This is a genomic window from Aliiruegeria sabulilitoris, from assembly GCF_001558155.1.
Classification (GTDB): domain Bacteria; phylum Pseudomonadota; class Alphaproteobacteria; order Rhodobacterales; family Rhodobacteraceae; genus Tropicimonas; species Tropicimonas sabulilitoris.
Genome location: NZ_LOAS01000002.1, coordinates 206,979 through 226,128 on the forward strand (window position 1 = coordinate 206,979; position 19,150 = coordinate 226,128).

Annotated in this window: 23 protein-coding genes; 12 read left to right on the top strand and 11 right to left on the bottom strand. The window is 62.4% G+C overall.

Translation table 11 applies throughout. The features are described 5' to 3' along the window. Window position 1: 1 nt before the first annotated feature. The 5 genes from AX756_RS03170 to mdh all read right to left on the bottom strand — a co-directional run bounded on the left by AX756_RS03170 (window position 2) and on the right by mdh (window position 5,398). Window positions 2–565 (bottom strand): DUF805 domain-containing protein, encoded by a 564-nt coding sequence (locus AX756_RS03170; RefSeq protein WP_068308575.1) that lies wholly within the window; start codon window positions 563–565, stop codon window positions 2–4. Window positions 566–590: 25 nt separating this feature from the next. Further along, a complete protein-coding gene (sucD, locus tag AX756_RS03175) occupies window positions 591–1,472 on the bottom strand; it encodes a succinate--CoA ligase subunit alpha (protein ID WP_068308577.1) in 882 nt (293 codons plus the stop codon). Window positions 1,473–1,477: 5 nt separating this feature from the next. Continuing rightward, window positions 1,478–2,671 (bottom strand): ADP-forming succinate--CoA ligase subunit beta, encoded by a 1,194-nt coding sequence (sucC, locus tag AX756_RS03180; protein WP_068308578.1) that lies wholly within the window; start codon window positions 2,669–2,671, stop codon window positions 1,478–1,480. 182 nt (window positions 2,672–2,853) lie between these two features. Next, window positions 2,854–4,362 (bottom strand): coiled-coil domain-containing protein, encoded by a 1,509-nt coding sequence (locus AX756_RS03185; protein ID WP_068308580.1) that lies wholly within the window; start codon window positions 4,360–4,362, stop codon window positions 2,854–2,856. A gap of 73 nt (window positions 4,363–4,435) precedes the next feature. After that, entirely contained in the window at window positions 4,436–5,398 is a 963-nt protein-coding gene (mdh, locus tag AX756_RS03190) for a malate dehydrogenase (protein ID WP_068308582.1), read from the bottom strand. A 140-nt stretch (window positions 5,399–5,538) separates the two neighbouring features. On the opposite strand from mdh, the gene AX756_RS03195 reads away from it, so the two are divergent. Further along, entirely contained in the window at window positions 5,539–6,291 is a 753-nt protein-coding gene (locus AX756_RS03195; RefSeq protein WP_068308584.1) for a sulfite exporter TauE/SafE family protein, read from the top strand. Window positions 6,292–6,295: 4 nt separating this feature from the next. Here AX756_RS03195 and AX756_RS03200 read toward each other — a convergent pair whose 3' ends face one another. Beyond that, window positions 6,296–6,646: a hypothetical protein gene (locus tag AX756_RS03200; RefSeq protein WP_068308588.1), complete on the bottom strand. Its 351-nt coding sequence runs from the start codon at window positions 6,644–6,646 to the stop codon at window positions 6,296–6,298. A gap of 216 nt (window positions 6,647–6,862) precedes the next feature. On the opposite strand from AX756_RS03200, the gene AX756_RS03205 reads away from it, so the two are divergent. The 4 genes from AX756_RS03205 to AX756_RS03220 are packed head-to-tail and all read left to right on the top strand — an operon-like array spanning window position 6,863 to window position 9,542. Continuing rightward, window positions 6,863–7,732 carry an HpcH/HpaI aldolase/citrate lyase family protein gene (locus AX756_RS03205; protein ID WP_068308592.1) on the top strand — a complete coding sequence of 290 codons (870 nt, stop codon included), beginning with the start codon at window positions 6,863–6,865 and terminating at the stop codon, window positions 7,730–7,732. Between the two features lie 9 nt (window positions 7,733–7,741). After that, a complete protein-coding gene (locus AX756_RS03210; protein WP_068308594.1) occupies window positions 7,742–8,299 on the top strand; it encodes an NnrU family protein in 558 nt (185 codons plus the stop codon). Window positions 8,300–8,303: 4 nt separating this feature from the next. Further along, the gene (locus tag AX756_RS03215) at window positions 8,304–8,507 is read left to right on the top strand and encodes a DUF1737 domain-containing protein (RefSeq protein ID WP_068308596.1); all 204 of its coding nucleotides are present in this window, start codon (window positions 8,304–8,306) and stop codon (window positions 8,505–8,507) included. A 3-nt stretch (window positions 8,508–8,510) separates the two neighbouring features. Continuing rightward, window positions 8,511–9,542 carry a MaoC family dehydratase gene (locus tag AX756_RS03220; protein ID WP_068308598.1) on the top strand — a complete coding sequence of 344 codons (1,032 nt, stop codon included), beginning with the start codon at window positions 8,511–8,513 and terminating at the stop codon, window positions 9,540–9,542. Between the two features lie 4 nt (window positions 9,543–9,546). Here AX756_RS03220 and AX756_RS03225 read toward each other — a convergent pair whose 3' ends face one another. After that, complete coding sequence (locus AX756_RS03225; protein ID WP_068308600.1) at window positions 9,547–10,842, bottom strand: Nramp family divalent metal transporter; 1,296 nt, start codon at window positions 10,840–10,842, stop codon at window positions 9,547–9,549. A 163-nt stretch (window positions 10,843–11,005) separates the two neighbouring features. Here AX756_RS03225 and mntR point away from each other — a divergent pair, with 163 nt between their 5' ends. From mntR to AX756_RS03260, 7 genes are all read left to right on the top strand, one after another. After that, window positions 11,006–11,482, top strand: a complete 477-nt coding sequence (gene mntR, locus AX756_RS03230) for a manganese-binding transcriptional regulator MntR (protein WP_068308602.1) — start codon at window positions 11,006–11,008, stop codon at window positions 11,480–11,482. A 205-nt stretch (window positions 11,483–11,687) separates the two neighbouring features. After that, window positions 11,688–12,086 (top strand): succinate dehydrogenase, cytochrome b556 subunit, encoded by a 399-nt coding sequence (sdhC, locus tag AX756_RS03235; protein WP_068308603.1) that lies wholly within the window; start codon window positions 11,688–11,690, stop codon window positions 12,084–12,086. 14 nt (window positions 12,087–12,100) lie between these two features. After that, a complete protein-coding gene (locus AX756_RS03240; protein ID WP_068308605.1) occupies window positions 12,101–12,508 on the top strand; it encodes a succinate dehydrogenase, hydrophobic membrane anchor protein in 408 nt (135 codons plus the stop codon). Between the two features lie 16 nt (window positions 12,509–12,524). Continuing rightward, window positions 12,525–14,330 (top strand): succinate dehydrogenase flavoprotein subunit, encoded by a 1,806-nt coding sequence (sdhA, locus tag AX756_RS03245; RefSeq protein WP_068308607.1) that lies wholly within the window; start codon window positions 12,525–12,527, stop codon window positions 14,328–14,330. Then, window positions 14,330–14,755 carry a hypothetical protein gene (locus AX756_RS03250; RefSeq protein ID WP_068308609.1) on the top strand — a complete coding sequence of 142 codons (426 nt, stop codon included), beginning with the start codon at window positions 14,330–14,332 and terminating at the stop codon, window positions 14,753–14,755. Before sdhA ends, AX756_RS03250 begins: the two co-directional genes overlap by 1 nt. An 87-nt stretch (window positions 14,756–14,842) precedes the next feature. Then, window positions 14,843–15,622, top strand: coding sequence for a succinate dehydrogenase iron-sulfur subunit (locus AX756_RS03255; RefSeq protein WP_068308611.1), 780 nt, complete (start codon window positions 14,843–14,845; stop codon window positions 15,620–15,622). A 239-nt stretch (window positions 15,623–15,861) separates the two neighbouring features. Continuing rightward, window positions 15,862–16,704: an urea carboxylase-associated family protein gene (locus AX756_RS03260; protein WP_068308613.1), complete on the top strand. Its 843-nt coding sequence runs from the start codon at window positions 15,862–15,864 to the stop codon at window positions 16,702–16,704. 22 nt (window positions 16,705–16,726) lie between these two features. Here AX756_RS03260 and AX756_RS03265 read toward each other — a convergent pair whose 3' ends face one another. The 4 genes from AX756_RS03265 to AX756_RS03280 all read right to left on the bottom strand — a co-directional run bounded on the left by AX756_RS03265 (window position 16,727) and on the right by AX756_RS03280 (window position 19,108). Beyond that, window positions 16,727–17,065: a tRNA-binding protein gene (locus AX756_RS03265; RefSeq protein ID WP_068308615.1), complete on the bottom strand. Its 339-nt coding sequence runs from the start codon at window positions 17,063–17,065 to the stop codon at window positions 16,727–16,729. Next, window positions 17,062–17,874, bottom strand: coding sequence for a pyrroline-5-carboxylate reductase (gene proC, locus AX756_RS03270; RefSeq protein ID WP_068308617.1), 813 nt, complete (start codon window positions 17,872–17,874; stop codon window positions 17,062–17,064). Before proC ends, AX756_RS03265 begins: the two co-directional genes overlap by 4 nt. 137 nt (window positions 17,875–18,011) lie before the next feature. Beyond that, entirely contained in the window at window positions 18,012–18,512 is a 501-nt protein-coding gene (locus AX756_RS03275; protein WP_068308619.1) for a type III secretion system chaperone family protein, read from the bottom strand. Window positions 18,513–18,862: 350 nt separating this feature from the next. Next, on the bottom strand, window positions 18,863–19,108 hold the full coding sequence (locus AX756_RS03280) for an accessory factor UbiK family protein (RefSeq protein WP_068308621.1): 246 nt from the start codon (window positions 19,106–19,108) through the stop codon (window positions 18,863–18,865). Between the last annotated feature and the right edge of the window lie 42 nt (window positions 19,109–19,150).

A 19,150-nucleotide genomic window follows, 5' to 3' on the forward strand; every position in this document is an offset into this window, starting at 1 on the left:
CTCAATGGGCCGGTTGCCGGCCGTATTGGTTCGGGCCTTTCTGGCTCGGGCGGGTCAGCCACCACAGGATCAGCAGGCGCATCGTCACGTAGAGCGCGACCGAAACGGCAAGCCCGGCGATCCCAAGGGAAGCGGCGAGTGTTCTGAGGAATTGTCCATCGATTCCAACCATTTCAAGAAGGCTGAAGCCAAGTACTCCCAGAAACAGGAAGACGCCAGCAGCTAGCGAAATGATGAGCGGAATCAGGATCGTGGCGCCGGGTCGTCCAGTATCCTGCATCCGGCGCCAGCTGGCGGCCAGCACCGGCAGGAAGAAGACCAGCCAGACGAGGCTCTGTACCGGATGGTGTCGGCGGGTCACCGCCACGCCCGCGGCGGTGCCATTCTCGCCGCTGGCATCGACGGTCGTGACCGTCTCGCCGAAGGCAGAGATGTCGATCACCGAGGCGATCACCATGCAAATCCCGTAAAAGAGCATGAACCACCAGAACTCGGGCCGCGAGGAACGGCCCGAGAATGTTGCATACCGGGAGAAGCAGCTTCTGGTTGCTTCAATGATACCCATAGTCAGCTCCTCCCTGGAGCATCGGTTACCCGATGGCCTTCAGAACCGCCTCGCCCAGGTGAGCGGGGCTTTCGGCGACGGTGATGCCCGCGGAGAGCATGGCTTCGATCTTGTCCTCGGCTCCACCCTTGCCACCGGCGACGATCGCACCGGCATGGCCCATGCGGCGGCCCGGAGGCGCCGTACGCCCGGCGATGAAACCGGCGGTAGGCTTCCAGCGGCCGCGCTTCTTCTCGTCGGCCAGGAACTGCGCGGCTTCCTCTTCGGCAGAGCCACCGATCTCGCCGATCATGATGATCGACGTGGTCTCGTCATCGGCCAGGAACATCTCCAGCACGTCGATATGCTCGGTGCCCTTGATCGGGTCGCCGCCGATGCCCACCGCGGTGGACTGGCCAAGGCCGCTATCGGAGGTCTGCTTCACGGCCTCGTAGGTCAGCGTGCCGGAGCGGGAGACGACGCCCACCGAGCCGCGCTTGTGAATGTGACCGGGCATGATGCCGATCTTGCAGGCGTCCGGCGTGATGACACCGGGGCAGTTCGGGCCGATCAGGCGAGACTGACTGCCCTGCAGCGCGCGCTTGACCGTCATCATGTCCATGACCGGGATGCCTTCGGTGATGCAGACGATCAGCTCCATCTCGGCGTCGATGGCCTCGAGGATCGAGTCCGCCGCGAAGGGGGGCGGCACGTAGATCACGGTCGCATTGGCCTCGGTCATGGCCTTGGCTTCGTGCACGGAATCGAAGACCGGCAGGCCAAGATGCTCCAGGCCACCCTTGCCCGGCGTAACGCCGCCGACCATCTTGGTGCCATACGCAATCGCCTGTTCGGAGTGGAAGGTGCCCTGCGAGCCGGTGAAGCCCTGGCAGATCACCTTGGTGTTTTCATCAACGAGAACAGCCATTCTTCTTATCCTTTCACCGCTGCGACGATTTTCTGGGCGCCATCGGCGAGATCGTCCGCCGCGATCACGTTCAGACCGCTGGTGGCAATGATTTCCTTGCCCTTTTCAACATTCGTACCTTCGAGGCGCACGACCAGCGGAACCTGCAGGCCCACTTCCTTCACCGCGGCGATCACGCCCTCGGCGATCACGTCGCAACGCATGATGCCGCCAAAGATGTTCACTAGGATCCCCTTCACGTTCGGGTCCGAGGTGATGATCTTGAAGGCTTCGGTGACCTTTTCCTTGGTCGCGCCGCCGCCCACGTCGAGGAAATTCGCAGGCTCCGCACCGTAGAGCTTGATGATGTCCATCGTCGCCATGGCCAGGCCCGCGCCGTTCACCATGCAGCCGATGTCACCGTCGAGCGCGATGTAGTTGAGGTCGAACTTGCTGGCTTCCAGCTCCTTCGGGTCCTCTTCGGTCTCGTCGCGCAGAGCGGCAACATCCGGGTGGCGGTAGAGCGCGTTGCCGTCGAAGCCCATCTTGGCATCGAGGCACTTGAGGTCGCCCGTGTCGGAAATGATCAGCGGGTTGATCTCCAGCATGTCCATGTCCTTCTGGACGAACATCCGGTAGAGCGTCTTCATCAGGGCAACGCATTGCTTGACCTGCGGCCCCTTGAGGCCGAGCATGAAGGCGATGCGGCGGCCATGGTAGCCGTGATAACCGGTGGCCGGATCGACGGAGAAGGACAGGATCTTTTCCGGGGTCTCGGCAGCCACCTCTTCGATATTCATCCCGCCCTCGGTCGAGCAGACGAAGGAGATGCGCGAGGTCTGGCGGTCGATCAGCAGCGCGAGGTAAAGCTCACGCTGAATGTTGGAGCCATCCTCGATGTAGACGCGGTGGACCTCCTTGCCCGCCGGGCCGGTCTGTTCGGTCACGAGCGTACGGCCAAGCATCTTCCTGGCTTCCTCGGCAGCCTCTTCGACCGACTTTGCAATCCGTACGCCGCCCTTCTCGCCAGCTTCCGGCTCCTTGAAATGGCCCTTGCCGCGGCCACCCGCGTGGATCTGGGCCTTGACGACCCAGAGCGGCCCGTCCATTTCGCCGGCGGCCGTCTTGGCCTCCTCTGCCTTGTAAACGATACGGCCATCACTGACCGGGGCGCCGAAGTCGCGAAGCAGAGCCTTCGCTTGGTATTCATGGATGTTCATGAAAATGTCCCGTCTAGCTGCGATTTTTGCCTGATTGGCATACTGCGGTGTGCCGTCAAAACGTTTTTTGCCAAATCGCGGGTCTGTTAGCGCAAAATCTTACTTTTGTGATCACACCTGCAAAAAGTGTGATCACAAACATGGATCAAAGCGATTCGCTGCTACGCGAAACTCGACGGGAGCTAGTTGAAATATACCGCATGGAGGCCGGCCCGGCCCTGAACCATATTCCCGAACGCTCTCCAATAGCTGTCGGTTACCCAAGGTCCCCGAGCGGCATATGGATAGGCCGAAATCCCTTGGATCCAGCCAGTGAGGTCTAGCGGCACTGGATCGGCGAGGTACGCGTCGAGATCGATCCCCATGCCATCCGGCAGCAACGGGTGCGGGATCAGCAAACGACCCTGAAGAACCGCTTCCGCATCGTCGAGCACCTTGAGCCAGCTTTCACCGGCACGCGGCTCGAGTACGATCCCGAGCGGTCCCGTCTGGTTCGCATTCGGAATCCACTCCCGGTCATTATCCGTCTCGGCGGCGATGGCTGGCCAGTAGAGCCGGTTGAACGCAATAACTTCCAGAAGATGTTCGCGCGCGGCCTGAAGACGCTCGGCATCCGGCTTCTGGTCGAGGGTTTCGAGCAGGAGATACAGCGCTGTAACAATCGGCTTGTAGGTTTCGCGCGTTCGAGCGGCCAACATGGCGTTCGCCGAGGGTTTGCTGCCCGCTGTTGGAGGAAACTTCGCCTCGATAGCGTCGATCTCGTCCCTCAGCGCGAGTTCCTCTTGTCGAGCCTCGTTGACCAAGGCTTGGGCCTCTTGGAGTCTCTTTCGTAGTTGCGCTTGCTCAGCCTCTAGCACCGGTCGTTCAACATCGGACGCCGCAGCGATCTGCTTGTCGACCCCATTCAACTGCACGCGCACGCCTCTCCATTCCCTGTCCAGGGAAACCAGTCGTTCCTTGGAGGCCTTCGCTTGGGAAACGAGCACCGAAAGTTCCTTTTCCAACGCATCGAAATCGAAGTCATAGGCTTTCGTCGGAGCCTCCGCTACCAGCGCCTCGCCCGCTTCCAGCCGCGACAGGACCGGTTCGGGATCGAAAGCCAGAACTATGTTCGCCATACCCGAGAGCGCATGCGTGTAAGCCGTGAGCCAATATAGGTCCGCCGCGTCAAATCGAACCTCAAGTGGCTCTTGTGACGGCACATCAGGCGGTTGGAAACGCCATCCCTGCACGATCTGCCCCAAAACCATCTCGGCCTCTTCGCGCCCGTCGCGCGTACCATTGCCATTGAGATCGAACCAGAGTTCCCGCAGATCGACCACGAAGGGGTCGGGCTCGCCATCGACCTGCTCCAGTGTCGCACGGACCTCCTCCAGATCCGCCAGCAAGGCAGCACTCAACTCGCGGACTGTTTCAGGCTTCGTCGGCAAGGGCGTTTCACGTTGGGCCGCTGCGAATGCGCCCGAAAAGGGCGCCACGGGGTTCCAGCCATAGGCCTGCTGCGCTTGCCCGAGTTTTTCCACCGAGCGCAGCCCAAGCATCATTCCCAGTTCGAAATAATTGGGCGCAGGCGCGGCCCGCAATGCGTCGATCCGATCGCTGAGCGAGGCAGGATCCTGAGCAAATACCGAAGAGACGTCGGAAAGAACAAAAGCGGCCGCAATGGCGGCACATGAGACAAGGCGTGTCATCGTATCCCCCACGAAAAAGGCGCAGCCCCGAGGGGGACTGCGCCAAAGATCATCACGAGGTGGAAAGTGGTCGTCAAGCCAGCGACGGCTCGATGCCCTTGCAAGCCTCGACAAGGCCCTTCACCGCGGCAACGGAGCTGTCGAACATCGCCTGCTCTTCCTTGGAGAGCTTGATGTCCACGACCTTCTCCACGCCACCGGCGCCGATGATGGTCGGCACGCCGACATAGGTGTCCTTCAGGCCCAGCTCGCCATCGCAATAGGCGGCGCAGGGCAGCAGGCGCTTCTGGTCCTTGAGATAGGCTTCGGCCATCTCGATGGCGGAGGTCGCCGGCGCGTAGTAGGCGGAGCCGGTCTTCAGCAGGCCAACGATTTCGGCGCCACCGTCACGGGTGCGCTGCACGATGGCGTCCAGCTTCTCCTGCGTGGTCCAGCCCATTTCGACCAGATCCGGCAGCGGGATGCCGCCAACGGTGGAGTAACGCACCGACGGAACCATCGTGTCGCCGTGGCCGCCCAGAACGAAGGCGGTGACGTCCTTCATCGAGACGTTGAACTCGACCGACAGGAAGTGACGGAAACGGGCGCTATCGAGCACACCGGCCATGCCGCAGACCTTGTTGGTCGGCAGGCCCGAGAATTGCTGCAGCGCCCAGACCATCGCGTCGAGCGGGTTGGTGATGCAGATGACGAACGCGTCGGGGCAGTTGTCGCGGATGCCTTCGCCGACGGACTTCATAACCTTGAGGTTGATGCCCAGCAGGTCATCGCGGGACATGCCCGGCTTGCGCGGCACGCCGGCAGTGACGATGCAGACATCGGCACCGGCGATATCGGCGTAGTCCTGGGTGCCCTTGAGCGCGGCATCGAAGCCTTCGGAGGGGCCGGACTCGGCGATGTCGAGCGCCTTGCCTTCCGGAGTCCCTTCGGCGATGTCGAAGAGCACGACGTCGCCGAGTTCCTTCATCGCAGCGAGGTGGGCGAGCGTGCCGCCGATCTGACCTGCGCCGATGAGGGCAATCTTGGGTCTGGCCATGGTGTGGGTTTCCCTGAATTTGGTTGACTTCGGCGCCGTGCCTAGCCATTTGCCCGCGCCCATGCAAGCTAGAGGCAGCGCGGCACAAGGCTGCACGTGGCGAAACGGCCCGAAGCAAAGGACAAAACGGAGCGACGCGCATGTTCCCGGATCTCGCGATCATGGTTTTTGCCATTCCCGCCGTCCTGTTCGCCGGGATTTCCAAGGGGGGATTCGGCTCGGGCGCGGCCTTTGCGGCCGCCCCGCTTCTGGCGCTCGTGATCGATCCGGCCATGGCGATCGGCCTGCTACTGCCTCTGCTGATGCTAATGGATTTCGTCAGCCTGCGCTTCTTCTGGGGCGGCTGGCACAGGCCCTCGGTGCTGGCGCTCATGCTGGGCGCGCTGCCCGGCGTGGCGCTTGGCGTGTGGTTCTTTCAACAAGCCGATGCCGATATGCTGCGCATACTGATTGGGGTGATTGCGCTCCTCTTCGTCGCCTATCAACTGGCCCGAAGCCTCAACTGGCTGAAGATACCGCATCTGGCTTTCCGCTGGTCCACGGGCCTGGGAACCGGTGCGGTCGTGGGCTTCACCAGCTTTGTCAGTCATGCCGGCGGCCCGCCTGCCGCCATCTTCTTGCTCGCCCAGGGGTTGAGCAAGGGCGCCTATCAGGCGACCTCGGTCGTCGTTTTCTGGTTCGTGAACATCGCCAAGGCGATCCCCTATGCCATGATCGGTCTGTTCAGCACGGAAACGCTCGTGCTGGATCTGTGGCTCGCGCCCTTTGCCGTGATCGGGGCGCTGCTCGGGGTGAAAGCGCATCACGTCGTTCCGGAACGCGGCTTCTTTGCCATAACCTATGTTCTGCTGGTCTTTGCAGGCTGCAAGCTGATCTGGGACGCGCTCACCTGAGCGATCAGATTTCGTAGGACGTTTCGCGCAGCTCCGCCCCTTTGGAGTCCCAATCCCCGTTTCCGGTCGCAACGACGCAGGCCCGCCCGTCCGGCAGGCTCCGCAGCAACGTCCAGGTGCCATTCTCGCGCGAGCTGAAGAATTCCACCACGCTGTCATCGCCGGAAACGGCGCGCGCGCGCGGGATCTCGCCAAAGAGCCGATCGAGCCCCGAGACGACCCGGTCACGAGGCGAGCAGACAGTTTCACCGAGCGAAGGTATATAGCGATAGGCGGCTCCGGCCGAAAACAGGAAGCACGCGGCTGAGAGGACAAACCAGCGCAACTGCGGCCGTTCGCGTCTCGATTTCAACATGGCATTCTCCAGACCTGCGCCCCACCGCGGCCCGCCTCGCATTCCGGTAACTCTCTATTAATAGAGTGGTTAAGAATGTCTTTACGCCCGCGGGCCGGCCGTCACCTCCAGCCGTGACGCAAATTTCTTGCGCAATTCGGCATTGCGGCATTTCATATCTTGCGCAGCCGGTTCAGGTATGTTTTCTGCTCTGCAGCAAAACAGCAGGAGAGAGTCATGGACACCGCCGCCCGCCCCTATCGTTCTGTTCTCTATATTCCCGGTTCGAAGGAACGTGCGCTGGACAAGGCCAAGGGCCTGCCCGTGGATGCTATCATCTTCGACCTCGAGGACGCCGTGGCCGTGGACGAGAAAGTCAATGCGCGCAAGCTTCTGGCCGATACACTCGCCGCCGGCGGCTATGGCCAGCGCGCCCAGATCGTCCGCCTGAACGGAATGGACACCGAATGGGGCGCCGAGGATCTCGCCACGATCATGGAGATCGGTCCGCAGGCCGTGCTGCTGCCCAAGGTTGAAAGCGCGGAACAGGTCGCGGCCGTGGCCGCGAAGCTCGACGCGCACCCGGCCTGTGCCGACACGCAAATCTGGGCGATGATGGAAACGTCCCGCGGCATTCTGAATGCGCTGGCCATTGCCGGCGCGCCGCGGATGGCGGGCTTCGTGATGGGCACCAATGACCTTGCCAAGGAGCTGAACTGTCGCTTCCGCGCCGACCGCCTGCCGATGCAGAGCGCGTTGCAGACCTGCCTGATGGCCGCCCGTGCGGAAGGCATCATCTGCGTGGACGGTGTCTATAATGCTTTCAAGGACGAAGAGGGCCTCAAGGCCGAATGCGAGCAGGGTCGGGACCTCGGCATGGACGGCAAAACGCTGATCCATCCCGCGCAGGTTGCTGTCACCAACGCCGCCTTCGCGCCGTCGGAAGCCGAGATCGAACTGGCCCGCCGCCAGATCGCCGCCTTCGAGGCCGCCGAGGCCGAAGGTCAGGGCGTGGCCGTTGTTGATGGAAAGATCGTCGAGAATCTCCATATAGTCACAGCGAAGGCCACGCTGGCAAAGGCGGAGGCCATTGAAGCCCTCGGCTAGGAGTATTTCATGAGCTGGATCATTCTCATCCTCGGCGTTGCACTTTGGTGGGGCGCCCATCTGTTCAAACGTGTCGCGCCGGAGAAGCGCGCCATGATGGAAGACAGCAAGGCCAAGGGCATGGTCACGGCCGGGCTTGTCGCCGCGATCGTGCTGATGGTCGTCGGCTACCGCGCCGCGCCTTTTGTCGAGATCTGGTCCCCGCCGAGCTTCCTGCGCCATCTCAACAACCTGATCGTGCTGGTCGCGATCTACATGATGTCGCCCGCGCCCAAGAAGGGCAAATTGCTCAGCGGCATGCGCCACCCGATGCTGATGGGTTTCAGCCTCTGGGCCATCGCGCATCTGCTGGTCAATGGCGACCTTGCCGCGATCATCCTGTTTGGTGGGCTGCTCGCGTGGTCGCTCGTCACGCCGGGCATCATCAACCGCGCCGAGCCTGAGTGGACCGCACCGGAGCCGGGCAGCATCGCCAAGGACGGCATGTTCCTGGCTGCTTCGGTCGTTCTGCTGCTGGTGATCGGCTTCATTCACGGGTGGCTCGGCTACCCGGTCTTTGGAGGGTAAACCAATGAAACTCTATCGTTTCTTGTCCGAAGACGACACATCGGCCTTCTGTCACAAGGTGACGGAGGCGCTCAACAAGGGCTGGCATCTGCACGGGGACCCCACCTATGCCTTCGACGCGAGCCGCGGCGTGATGCGCTGCGGCCAGGCGGTGGTGAAAGAGGTGACAGGGACCTACAGCCCGGAGATCAAACTGGGGGAGCACTGACGCATGGCCAAGACCAATCCGGGCCGTTTCTTTGAGGATTACAGGCTGGGCGAGGTGATCGCCCACGCCGTGCCGCGCACCGTTTCGGGTGGCGAGCGGGCGCTCTATCACGCGCTCTACCCGTCGCGTTTCGCGCTGGCCTCCTCGGATGAATTCGCGCGCTCAAGCGGTCTGCCCGCCGCGCCAATGGACGACATGATCACCTTCCACACGGTGTTCGGCAAGACGGTCCCGGATATCTCGCTCAATGCGGTGGCCAATCTCGGCTATGCCGAGGGGTATTTCCGCAAGCCGGTCTATCCGGGCGACACGCTGCGTTCGGAGAGCGAGGTGATTGGCCTCAAGCAGAATTCCAACGGCAAGTCCGGCGTGGTCTATGTGCGCACCACCGGGCGCAACCAGCGTGATGAAGTCGTGATGGATTACGTCCGCTGGGTGATGGTCCGGAAAGGCAATCTCGACGCGCCCGCGCCGGAAACCGTCCTGCCCGATCTGGCCAAGGTGGTGGACCCGGCCGACCTGATCATTCCCGCGGGGCTGGATTTCTCGAATTACGATTTCACGCTCGCCGGCGAGCCGCATCGCTGGGGCGATTACGAGATCGGCGAGCAGATCGACCATGTGGACGGCGTGACCATCGAGGAAGCCGAGCACATGATGGCGACGCGGCTCTGGCAGAACACGGCCAAGGTCCATTTCGACGCCACCTTCCGCCCGGACGGGCAGCGGCTGATCTATGGCGGCCACGTCATCTCCATGGCGCGCGCGCTGAGCTTCAACGGGCTGGCCAATGCGCAGATGATCGTCGGCCTGAATGGCGGGGCGCATGCCAACCCCTGCTTCTCCGGCGACACGGTCAAGGCCTGGTCGGAAGTGCTCGACAAGGCCGAAACCTCGGCGCCCGGCGTCGGCGCGGTGCGCCTCCGCCTGGTGGCGACCAAGGGTGGCGATCCGTTCCGCCTGAAAGGTGAGGACGGGAAATACCTCCCCGAGGTTCTGCTCGATCTGGATTACTGGGCGCTGATGCCGCTCTGAGACCTCACCCGGCCGCAAGGCCGGGGATCGGCACGCCGAAGACCTGCGCCAGCAGAACGAAATTCAGTGTCAGAACCACTGCGGCGCCGATGATGCCGCCCACGCGGGTCAACGGGCCGATGCGAAAATCGCCCATGATGTCTTTGCGACCGACAAAGATGATGAGCGCCACCATCGGCACCGGCAGCGCAATGCTCAGGATCACCTGGCTCATGACCAGCGCCTCGGTGGCGTTGACGCCGAGCGCGACCACGGCGAAGGCCGGAGCCATGGTGACGAGCCGGCGGAGCCAGATCGGGATTCGAATGTGCAGGAAGCCCTGCATGATCATCTGCCCCGCCATCGTTCCAACGACCGAGCTCGAAATGCCCGAGGCGATCAGCGAGACGAGGAACACCGCCGAGGCGGCACCGCCGAGGAGCGGCGTCAGCATGTGATAGGCGGTCTCGATCTCGGCCACCTCGCTATGGCCAAGGTGAAAGGCGCTCGAGGCCATCATCACCATCGCCATGTTGATCATCCCCGCCAGCGCCAGCGCGATGATCACCTCCCGGTTGGAGAAACGCAGGATCGTGCGGCGATCCGCGTCGCTGCGAATCGGCGTGCGCCCCTGCGTCAGCCCGGAGTGGAGGTAAATCGCATGCGGCATGACCGTGGCGCCGATGATGCCGACAGAGATGAGCAAAGCGGTCGAATCGGGCATCTGCGGCGTCACGAGCCCGGTGGCGGCATCGCCCCAGGCAATCGGTGCGATAACCAGCTCGATCAGGTAACAAAGGCCGATGACGGCAACGAAGGCCCCGATGATCAGCTCCATCGGCCGGAAACCGCGCCCCTCGAAGAGCAGGATGCCGTAGGTGACGATCGCCGTCACCGTCATCCCCGCCATCAGCGGCATCTGAAAGAGCAGCGCCAGCCCGATCGCACCGCCGAGAAATTCGGCAAGATCTGTCGCCATGGCGGCGACTTCGCTCACCGCCCACATGACCCAGACCGTTCGGCGGGGAAAATGGTCGCGGCAAAGCTCGGCGAGATTCTTTCCGGTGACGATGCCAAGCCGCGCCGAGAGCGCCTGGAACAGCATCGCGATCAGGTTGGCGCAGAGCACGACCCAGAGCAGCGTGTAGCCATAGCCGGCGCCGGCCTGGATATTCGTCGCGTAATTGCCCGGGTCCATATAGGCGACCGAGGCGATCACCGCCGGGCCGAAGAACAGAAGCGTCGCCCGTGGTCCACGCCGTTTTCCAGCCAGAACCTGCGCCATCGCGGCCTGCGTTCGTACGGTAACCCGCCCGGTCATCTTGCAACTGCCTCGCACTCGTACGCGTTCACCGCAAGTGAAGCCTTGGCAACACTTCTGTCAACAGGCTTTAAATGCATGACTGCTCTGCCGAATCGCCGCGCGGGTTTTGCTCGCCGGGCCGGATACGCTAGGGTCGGGCAGAACGCCGGGGAGAAGATGCATGCAACAGGACCGTCCGGAGGAAAGCGAGGCTATTGTAGAGCCAGAGCGCTTCAACCAGGCGCGCGCGGCGCAATCCATGGCGATTCTGGAAGATTACGTCGAGATGATCGGGGATCTCATCGGCGAATTCGGGGAAGCGCGGATCACCGACATCGCCCAACGCATGGGCGTCACCCACCCGACCGCCACCAAAGCAGTGAGTCGGCTCAAACGTGAAGGGCTGGCGATTTCCCGGCCCTATCGCGGTGTCTTCCTGACCGACGAGGGCGCGGCCATGGCCGAACTGGTGCGCGCCCGGCACCGCACCGTGGTCGATCTTCTTGTTGCGATCGGCGTTCCGGCGGAGACGGCGGAACTCGATGCCGAGGGCATGGAGCACCACGTCTCGGACGTTACCCTGAAGGCCTTCGAGGCCTTCCTGGAACGGGCCACGTCGGTCTCCGACACCATTGAGGAGGCCCCCCGCAAGGGCTGATCTGGAGCCGTTTCCCGACTCGCGCCGTCCGGCCGTTAACACTGTGAAACATTCGAATATGTATCTAAAAATGCCGGAATTCGGCCCTCGTTGCGCCAATTAACCGCGCCGCCGGAACAGCGCATTCGCGTGACACCCCGACAAGATGTATTAGGAAAGGGGCAAATGCGGGCCCCTCCCCGCGCCAAGCAAAGGAGCTAGGTAGATGACAGCAGATGTGAACCGGGGAAATCGGCCTCGGTCGCCCCACCTCCAGATTTATCGTCCGCATATCCTGATGATCAGCTCGATCCTTATCCGGATCACTGGCAACGGCTCGACCGTCGGTATGCTTCTCGTTCTTTGGTGGTTGCTCGCCGCCGCTGGTGGTCCCGAAGTATACGCCGCCCACAGCAAATGGCTGTTTGGCTGGTGGCTCGCCTATATCGTCTGGTTCGGCGTGATCTGGGCGCTATGGTATCACATGCTCGGTGGTATCCGGCATCTCATCTGGGACGAGGCTATCGGTCTCGAACTGGAAACCGCTGAAAAACTTGGCTGGCTCATCGTCATCGGCTCCGTGCTCGGCACCGTCGTGACGTCCGTCATCCTGCTCATCGTCTAATCCGGAGGCTGCAAATGTCTACATCCGACCGCCCCTCCTTCCAGACCGAACGCAAGCGTGCCATCGGTAAAGGCTCGCTGGCCAAAGGCGCCGAGCACCAGCTGGAAGTCACCTACAGCTCTTACGCGATGGCCACCGTGGTCGTCCTGTTCCTCTTCTGCGTTGCCCCGTTGGTTGGCGCGCCCTACGAAACCGTCGTCGAAGGCCTGACCCGGCCGTTCAACTTCGTCATCATGGGCCTGTTCGTGGTTTCCACGACCTATCACTGGCGCTCCAATATCAGGAAGGTGTTCGAAGACTACGTCCCGCACGGCTTCGACTTCGCCGGAATGATCATCACCTACCTACTTGGCTGGTTCTTCTGTGGCCTGGGCCTGTTTGCCCTCGTCAAGATCCTGATCGCCTCCATGATCGCCGGTTGAGACTTCGGAGAAACAAATGACCGCTTACGATATCACACACCATAACTACGACGTCGTCGTTGTGGGTGCCGGCGGCGCGGGCCTCCGGGCCACGCTCGGTATGGCCGAGCAGGGCCTCAAGACCGCCTGCGTCACCAAGGTATTCCCGACCCGCTCGCACACCGTCGCCGCCCAGGGCGGCATCGCCGCCTCGCTTGCAAACATGGGCCCCGACAACTGGCAGTGGCACATGTACGACACCGTGAAGGGTTCCGACTGGCTCGGCGACACTGACGCGATGGAATACATGGTCCGCGAGGCGCCCAAGGCCGTCTACGAGCTTGAACATTACGGTGTGCCCTTCTCGCGCACCGAAGAAGGCAAGATCTACCAACGTCCCTTCGGTGGCCACACCACCGAATTCGGCGAGGGCCCCTCGGTCCAACGGACCTGTGCCGCCGCCGACCGGACCGGCCACGCCATCCTGCACACGCTCTATGGTCAGTCGATCAAGAACGACGCGCAGTTCTTCATCGAGTATTTCGCCACCGACCTGATCATGTCCGAAGACGGCGTGTGCCAGGGCGTTCTGGCATGGAAACTCGACGACGGCACCCTGCACGCCTTCAATGCCAAGATGGTCGTTCTGGCCACCGGCGGCTATGGCCGTGCCTACTTCTCTGCCACCTCGGCGCACACTTGCACCGGCGACGGCAACGCCATGATCGCCCGTCAGGGCCTGCCCCTGCAGGACATGGAGTTCGTTCAGTTCCACCCGACCGGCATCTACGGTTCGGGCTGCCTGATCACCGAGGGTGCCCGCGGCGAAGGCGGCTACCTGACCAACTCCGAAGGCGAGCGCTTCATGGAGCGCTATGCCCCGACCTACAAGGACCTGGCCTCGCGCGACGTCGTTTCGCGTTGCATGACGATGGAAATCCGCGACGGTCGCGGCGTGGGCCCGAACAAGGACCACATCTACCTGCACCTCAACCACATCCCGAAAGAGACGCTCGCCGAGCGCCTGCCGGGCATCACTGAGAGTGCCGAGATCTTCGCCGGTGTCGACCTGACCCGGGAGCCGATCCCGGTTCTTCCGACGGTCCACTACAACATGGGCGGCATCCCGACCAACTATTGGGGTGAGGTTCTCAACCCGACCGCCGACAATCCGGACGCGATCGCACCGGGCCTGATGGCGGTGGGCGAAGCCGGTTGTGCCTCGGTGCACGGCGCCAACCGTCTTGGCTCCAACTCGCTGATCGACCTCGTGGTCTTTGGCCGCGCCGCTGCCATCAAGGCAGGCCAGGTGGTCGACCCGGAAACGCCGAACCCGGAGTTCAACAAGGCTTCGCTCGACGCGGCCCTGGCGCGCTTCGACAAGGTCCGCTACGCCGACGGCGGCACGCCGACGGCCGAGCTGCGCCTCGAGATGCAGAAGACCATGCAGGACAATGCTGCCGTCTTCCGTACCGACAAGGTCCTCGCCGAGGGTTGCGAGAAGATGAAGGTGGTTGCCGGCAAGCTCGACGACCTGAAGCTCACCGACCGCTCGTTGGTCTGGAACTCCGACCTGATGGAGAGCCTCGAGCTGACCAACCTCATGCCGAACGCGATGGCCACCATCGTCGGTGCCGAGGCCCGCAAGGAGAGCCGTGGGGCGCATGCCCACGAGGATTACCCGGATCGCGACGACGTCAATTGGCGCAAGCACACGCTGGCTGTCGTTGATGGCGCGGAAGTGACCCTGTCCTATCGGCCCGTCCATCTTGACCCGCTCACCACCACGGATGAAGGTGGCATTGACGTGGCCAAGATTGCACCGAAAGCGAGGGTTTACTGATGACAGACCGGGTCAGACTGCTGCTTACCGCAACGGCGATTTCGATTGCCGCTTCCCTTCCCGGGATGGCTTCCGCCAATATCGCGGTGGAAGACCAGCGGTCGGCTATTCTGACGTGCAAAAGCCAGAACGGGATCTCCGGCGCAGCCTATATCGAGCAGCGTTCCTCTGCCGCACGCGCGGCGGGGCAGATGGATGTGATGATCGTTCCCTACGATCAAGTGACCGTCCTTGACGCTGATAGGATCAACGCCTGCGCCGCGAGCCGGCTGGGGCTGAGCGAGGCGGAAATCGCCTCCTTCAACTCCCGCAAGCGGACGGTCGTTCGGTCGATCCGCCACCCCTACGGAGATCGGAAGGGCTGCGGTCGCAACGCCTCCGTGCTCTATCGGGGAGATCTCTATTGCCAATGGGCAAAGCGCTGACCCGGATGCATCTGTTAACCACATATCACTTGAACCCAAGCCACGCGGCGGCTCTTGCGCCGCGCGCGAGATAGCTGAGGTGACCACATGGTTCAATTCACTCTACCCAAGAACTCCACGATCAAGACGGGCAAGACCTGGCCGAAGCCGGCCGGGGCGAAGAATGTCCGGAAGTTCGTGATCTATCGTTGGAACCCGGATGACGGGAAAAACCCGCAGCTCGACACATATTTCATCGATATGGATAGCTGCGGCCCGATGATCCTGGACGCGCTGATCAAGATCAAGGACGAGATCGACCCGACGCTCACGTTCCGCCGCTCCTGCCGCGAAGGCATCTGCGGGTCCTGCGCGATGAACATCAACGGCATCAACAAGCTGGCCTGCATCTGGGGCATCGACGAGCAGAAGGGCGATATCAAGATCTACCCGCTGCCGCATATGCCGGTGGTCAAGGACCTCGTTCCCGACCTGACGCATTTCTATGCCCAGCACGCTTCCGTCATGCCGTGGCTGGAAACCAAGACGCCGGCCCCGGAAAAGGAATGGCTGCAGACACCTGAGGACCGCGCCCTGCTCGACGGCCTCTACGAATGCGTGCTCTGTGCCTCCTGCTCGACCTCCTGCCCTGCCTATTGGTGGAACGGCGATCGGTATCTCGGCCCGGCCGCGCTGCTGCACGCCTATCGCTGGATGATCGACAGCCGCGACGAGGCCACCGGCGAGCGCCTGGACGACGTGGAAGACCCGTACAAGCTGTACCGTTGCCACGTCATCATGAACTGCACCCAGACTTGCCCGAAGGGCCTGAACCCCGGCAAGGCGATTGCAGAGATCCGGCTGATGGCACAGGCTCGCCTGCACTGACGGCGACACAGTTTGCGAAATTGCAGAGGCCCGGCGGTTTGCCGGGCCTTTTGCTTTTGACGAGCCCTTCTCCGGGTACCGGGGGCGCCGCCCCTCGCGCTCGTTTCGAGCGCTCCCCCCGGGATATTTTCGGAAAGAGGATGACCAACAGGGTGCATACGCCCGCACAGACTGCCGGCTCTTGTCCCGGGACCGGTTCCGCGCCAGTTTCGCGGGGAACCCAAGAAGCACGGAATCCTATGCCAGCTCCCAAAGACGCCGACGCCAGACGCGCTATCGCCCCGGTCATCTGTTACCCAGTGACGACCTTGCCGAAACCGGACATGCCGGCCCTCGCCAACCATCGGACGTCGCTTGTGAAAGCCAGCGAGACCCTTGTCCCGCCGCGCGAGGCCTCCTGTTTCCGCGTTCCGGCGGGGGGCGCCTTTCGGATTACGTCCGTGGAAGGACCGCAGGTCGGAGATCTGAATATCTGGAACGCGAACGATCTGTCCGAACGCTTCTATTCCGGCAAGACGCGCGCCTTGCACGGCACGCATTTGAGCACGGGCGAACGGATGTGGTCGTCCTTTCCCGCGCTGCGCCCGATGGCAACGATCATCGCCGACACGCTGGACTGGTACGGGATCGATTCCTTCGGCGGCTCCGTGCATGACGTGATTGGCACGCGTTGCGATCCGTATACCAACACCCTGCTTTCGGGCGGCCAATATCATGCCTGCTGTCACTCGAACCTCACCCGAGCACTGGCGAGAGAGACCGGGATGACGCTCGCCGAAGCCGAGACGCATGTCCACGACGTGCTAAACGTGTTCATGTGTACCGGCTTCACCCGCGACACCGGTCAGTATTTCATGAAGGCCAGCCCGGTGCGGCCCGGGGACTACATCGAGTTCATCGCCGAGATCGACCTGCTGGGCGCCCTGTCAGCCTGCCCGGGTGGCGACTGCTCAGCTGCGCATTCCTCGGATGAGGCGGCGTGCTACCCGCTTGTGGTCGAGGTGTTCGCGCCGCCCGTTGGAACCGATTGGGCCTGCCCGCCGATGAATGGTTATGATCGCAGCCATGGCGCGGCGGGCTGACGAGCCGCCACGCATCATCCGATCAGTGCATACGTCCACCGACCGGAACGTCGCTGTCCGGGCTGAGCAACACGACCTCGCCCTCTTCGTCTGGAAGCCCCAGGACGAGCACCTCGGACATGAACTTCCCGATCTGGCGCGGCGGGAAGTTGACCACCGCCATCACCTGCTTTCCGGGCAAGGTCTCGACATCGTAGTGCCGCGTGATCTGGGCCGAGCTCCGCTTTTCGCCGATCTCGGGGCCGAAATCGATCCAGAGCTTGATCGCCGGCTTACGGGCTTCCGGGTAAGGTTCGGCCCGCAGCACACGCCCGACTCGGATATCCACTTTCAGGAAATCGTCGAAAGTGATCTCGCTCATTTCGCCAACTCCCTGCTTCGGTCCGCCGCCGCCTTGACCGCCCTTACCATCAGGTCCGGCAATCCATCCGTTTCGGCCATCAAGACGTCCAGAGCTGCCGCTGTCGTTCCGTTGGGCGAGGTCACGTTGATCCGCAATTGCGCGGCGCTTTCGTCGGACTGGAAGAGCAATTCCCCTGCCCCGGTCACGGTTGCGCGGGCCAGGCGCATCGCCAATGCCTCGGGCAAGCCCTCGGCCATGCCCGCCCGCGCCATCGCTTCGACCATGTGGAACACATAAGCCGGTCCGGAGCCGGAGAGCCCGGTAACGGCATCCATCTCGCTCTCGTCGCCAAGACGCACCACCTCGCCAACAGCGGATAGGAAGTGATCGGCCAGATCGAGCTGATTTGCCGTGGCATAGGTATTCCCGATGATCGCCGTGATTCCGCGCCCGACCGCTGCCGGTGTGTTGGGCATGGCCCGGATGATCGGTGTCTCGGCGCCCAGCACGTCTTCATAGAAGGAAATCGGCGTTCCCGCCGCAACCGAGAGGAACAGGGTCTGTCCACCGCCAAGCGGTTTCAACACCGGAAGCGCATCGGCCATCATTTGCGGCTTGACCGCAACGAGCACGATCGCCGGCGCCGCGGGCAGCGGCGCGTTCAACCGAACGCCCTGCGCCTTCAGCCAATCGGACGGGAATGGGTCGAGAACCGTCACCGCATCGGGAGGGAAGCCGTCCGCCAGCCAGCCCTGAAGCATTGCCGAGCCCATCTTGCCACAGCCCAGGAGCACCAGCCCCCGCGCATGCACCTGTGCCATATCCATGAAAATCTCCAGATCCGTTTCGGCAGGAAGCTACGTTGCAGGACACTGGCCTGCAACGGTCCGCGCCGCCAACCACGGCAGATTTCTCTGGAAAATGGGGCCGGACGCGCGGCGTAAAGGCCCGCGCCCTTTCAGAATCAAGCCCTGCCGAAAGCCTCGGCAATTGCGACCTGCATGGCCTCTTCCGGCTCCTGATCGCCCCAGACGACCAGTTGGAAGGCCGGGTAGTAGCGCTCTGCCGCCATGACGGCGGTACCGATCAGACGGTCGATCTGCTCAGGGTGGGGCGTCTGCCCGCCGCCGAGCACGAGCCCATAGCGATAGGTCATCAGTTGTTGCTCGCGCCAATAGGTGAACGCGCCCGCCCAGCAGGCATCGTTGATCTTGTTCAGCGCCTCGTAAAGCTTGGGAAGACGTTCCTCGGGGGGCTCCATCTCGAAGGTGCAGATGAGCCGCAACGTCTCGTCATAGGCCGACCAGGCAAGGGTGATCGAATAGGTCCGCCATTGTCCCTCGACCGCCATGGCGATCTGGTCCTCGGCAATCCGGTCGAAGTCCCAACAGTTGTTTTCCGCCAGGGTCTCAACGATGTCGATCGGATGTAGGTCTTCTGTCAGGAACTCTTCTGAGAGTGACATGCCGGGCCTCATACGTTATTCGCCCCAGTCTTTTTGGTGACAACTAGGGTTTGGTGCCTGCTCTAGGTCCGGCGATACATGCCGCCGTCCTTACTACATATGGTGCGCTGCAAAGCAGCAGGCTGTAAAGGATATTTTTTGTGACGGGCACCAACCGATCCGCAAGATGTTGCGCGCATGCAGAGCTGTAGTGGAAAAGTGGCAGCCCAAACGGCCTTCATTTCAAGGCCGCGAAGCACAAAGCCGCGCCAATTTGCGTGGCGCGGCTTTCGATGCGTCCGGTGCGGTCCGCGATATTATGACTCAGGCCAACACCCGGGTCCGCATCGAACATTAACGCGTTGTTAATATTAGTTAATCTTGGCTTCAAGCGCCTCGATTCGCGCCTTGAGGGCTTCGTTTTCCTCGCGAGCCTTCTGGGCCATCGCACGCGCGGCGTCGAACTCCTCGCGGGTGACGAAATCGCGATCCGCCATCCAGCGGTCGATCATGGATTTGAAAGCGGTCTCGGCCTCGTCCTTCGCGCCCTGGGCCACACCCATCGCGTTGGTCATCAGCTGGGACATGTCATCGAAAAACCTGTTGCGGCTTTGCATGGGGCACCCGTTCGTTACATCTGGGTCCTATATGGCGTTCAA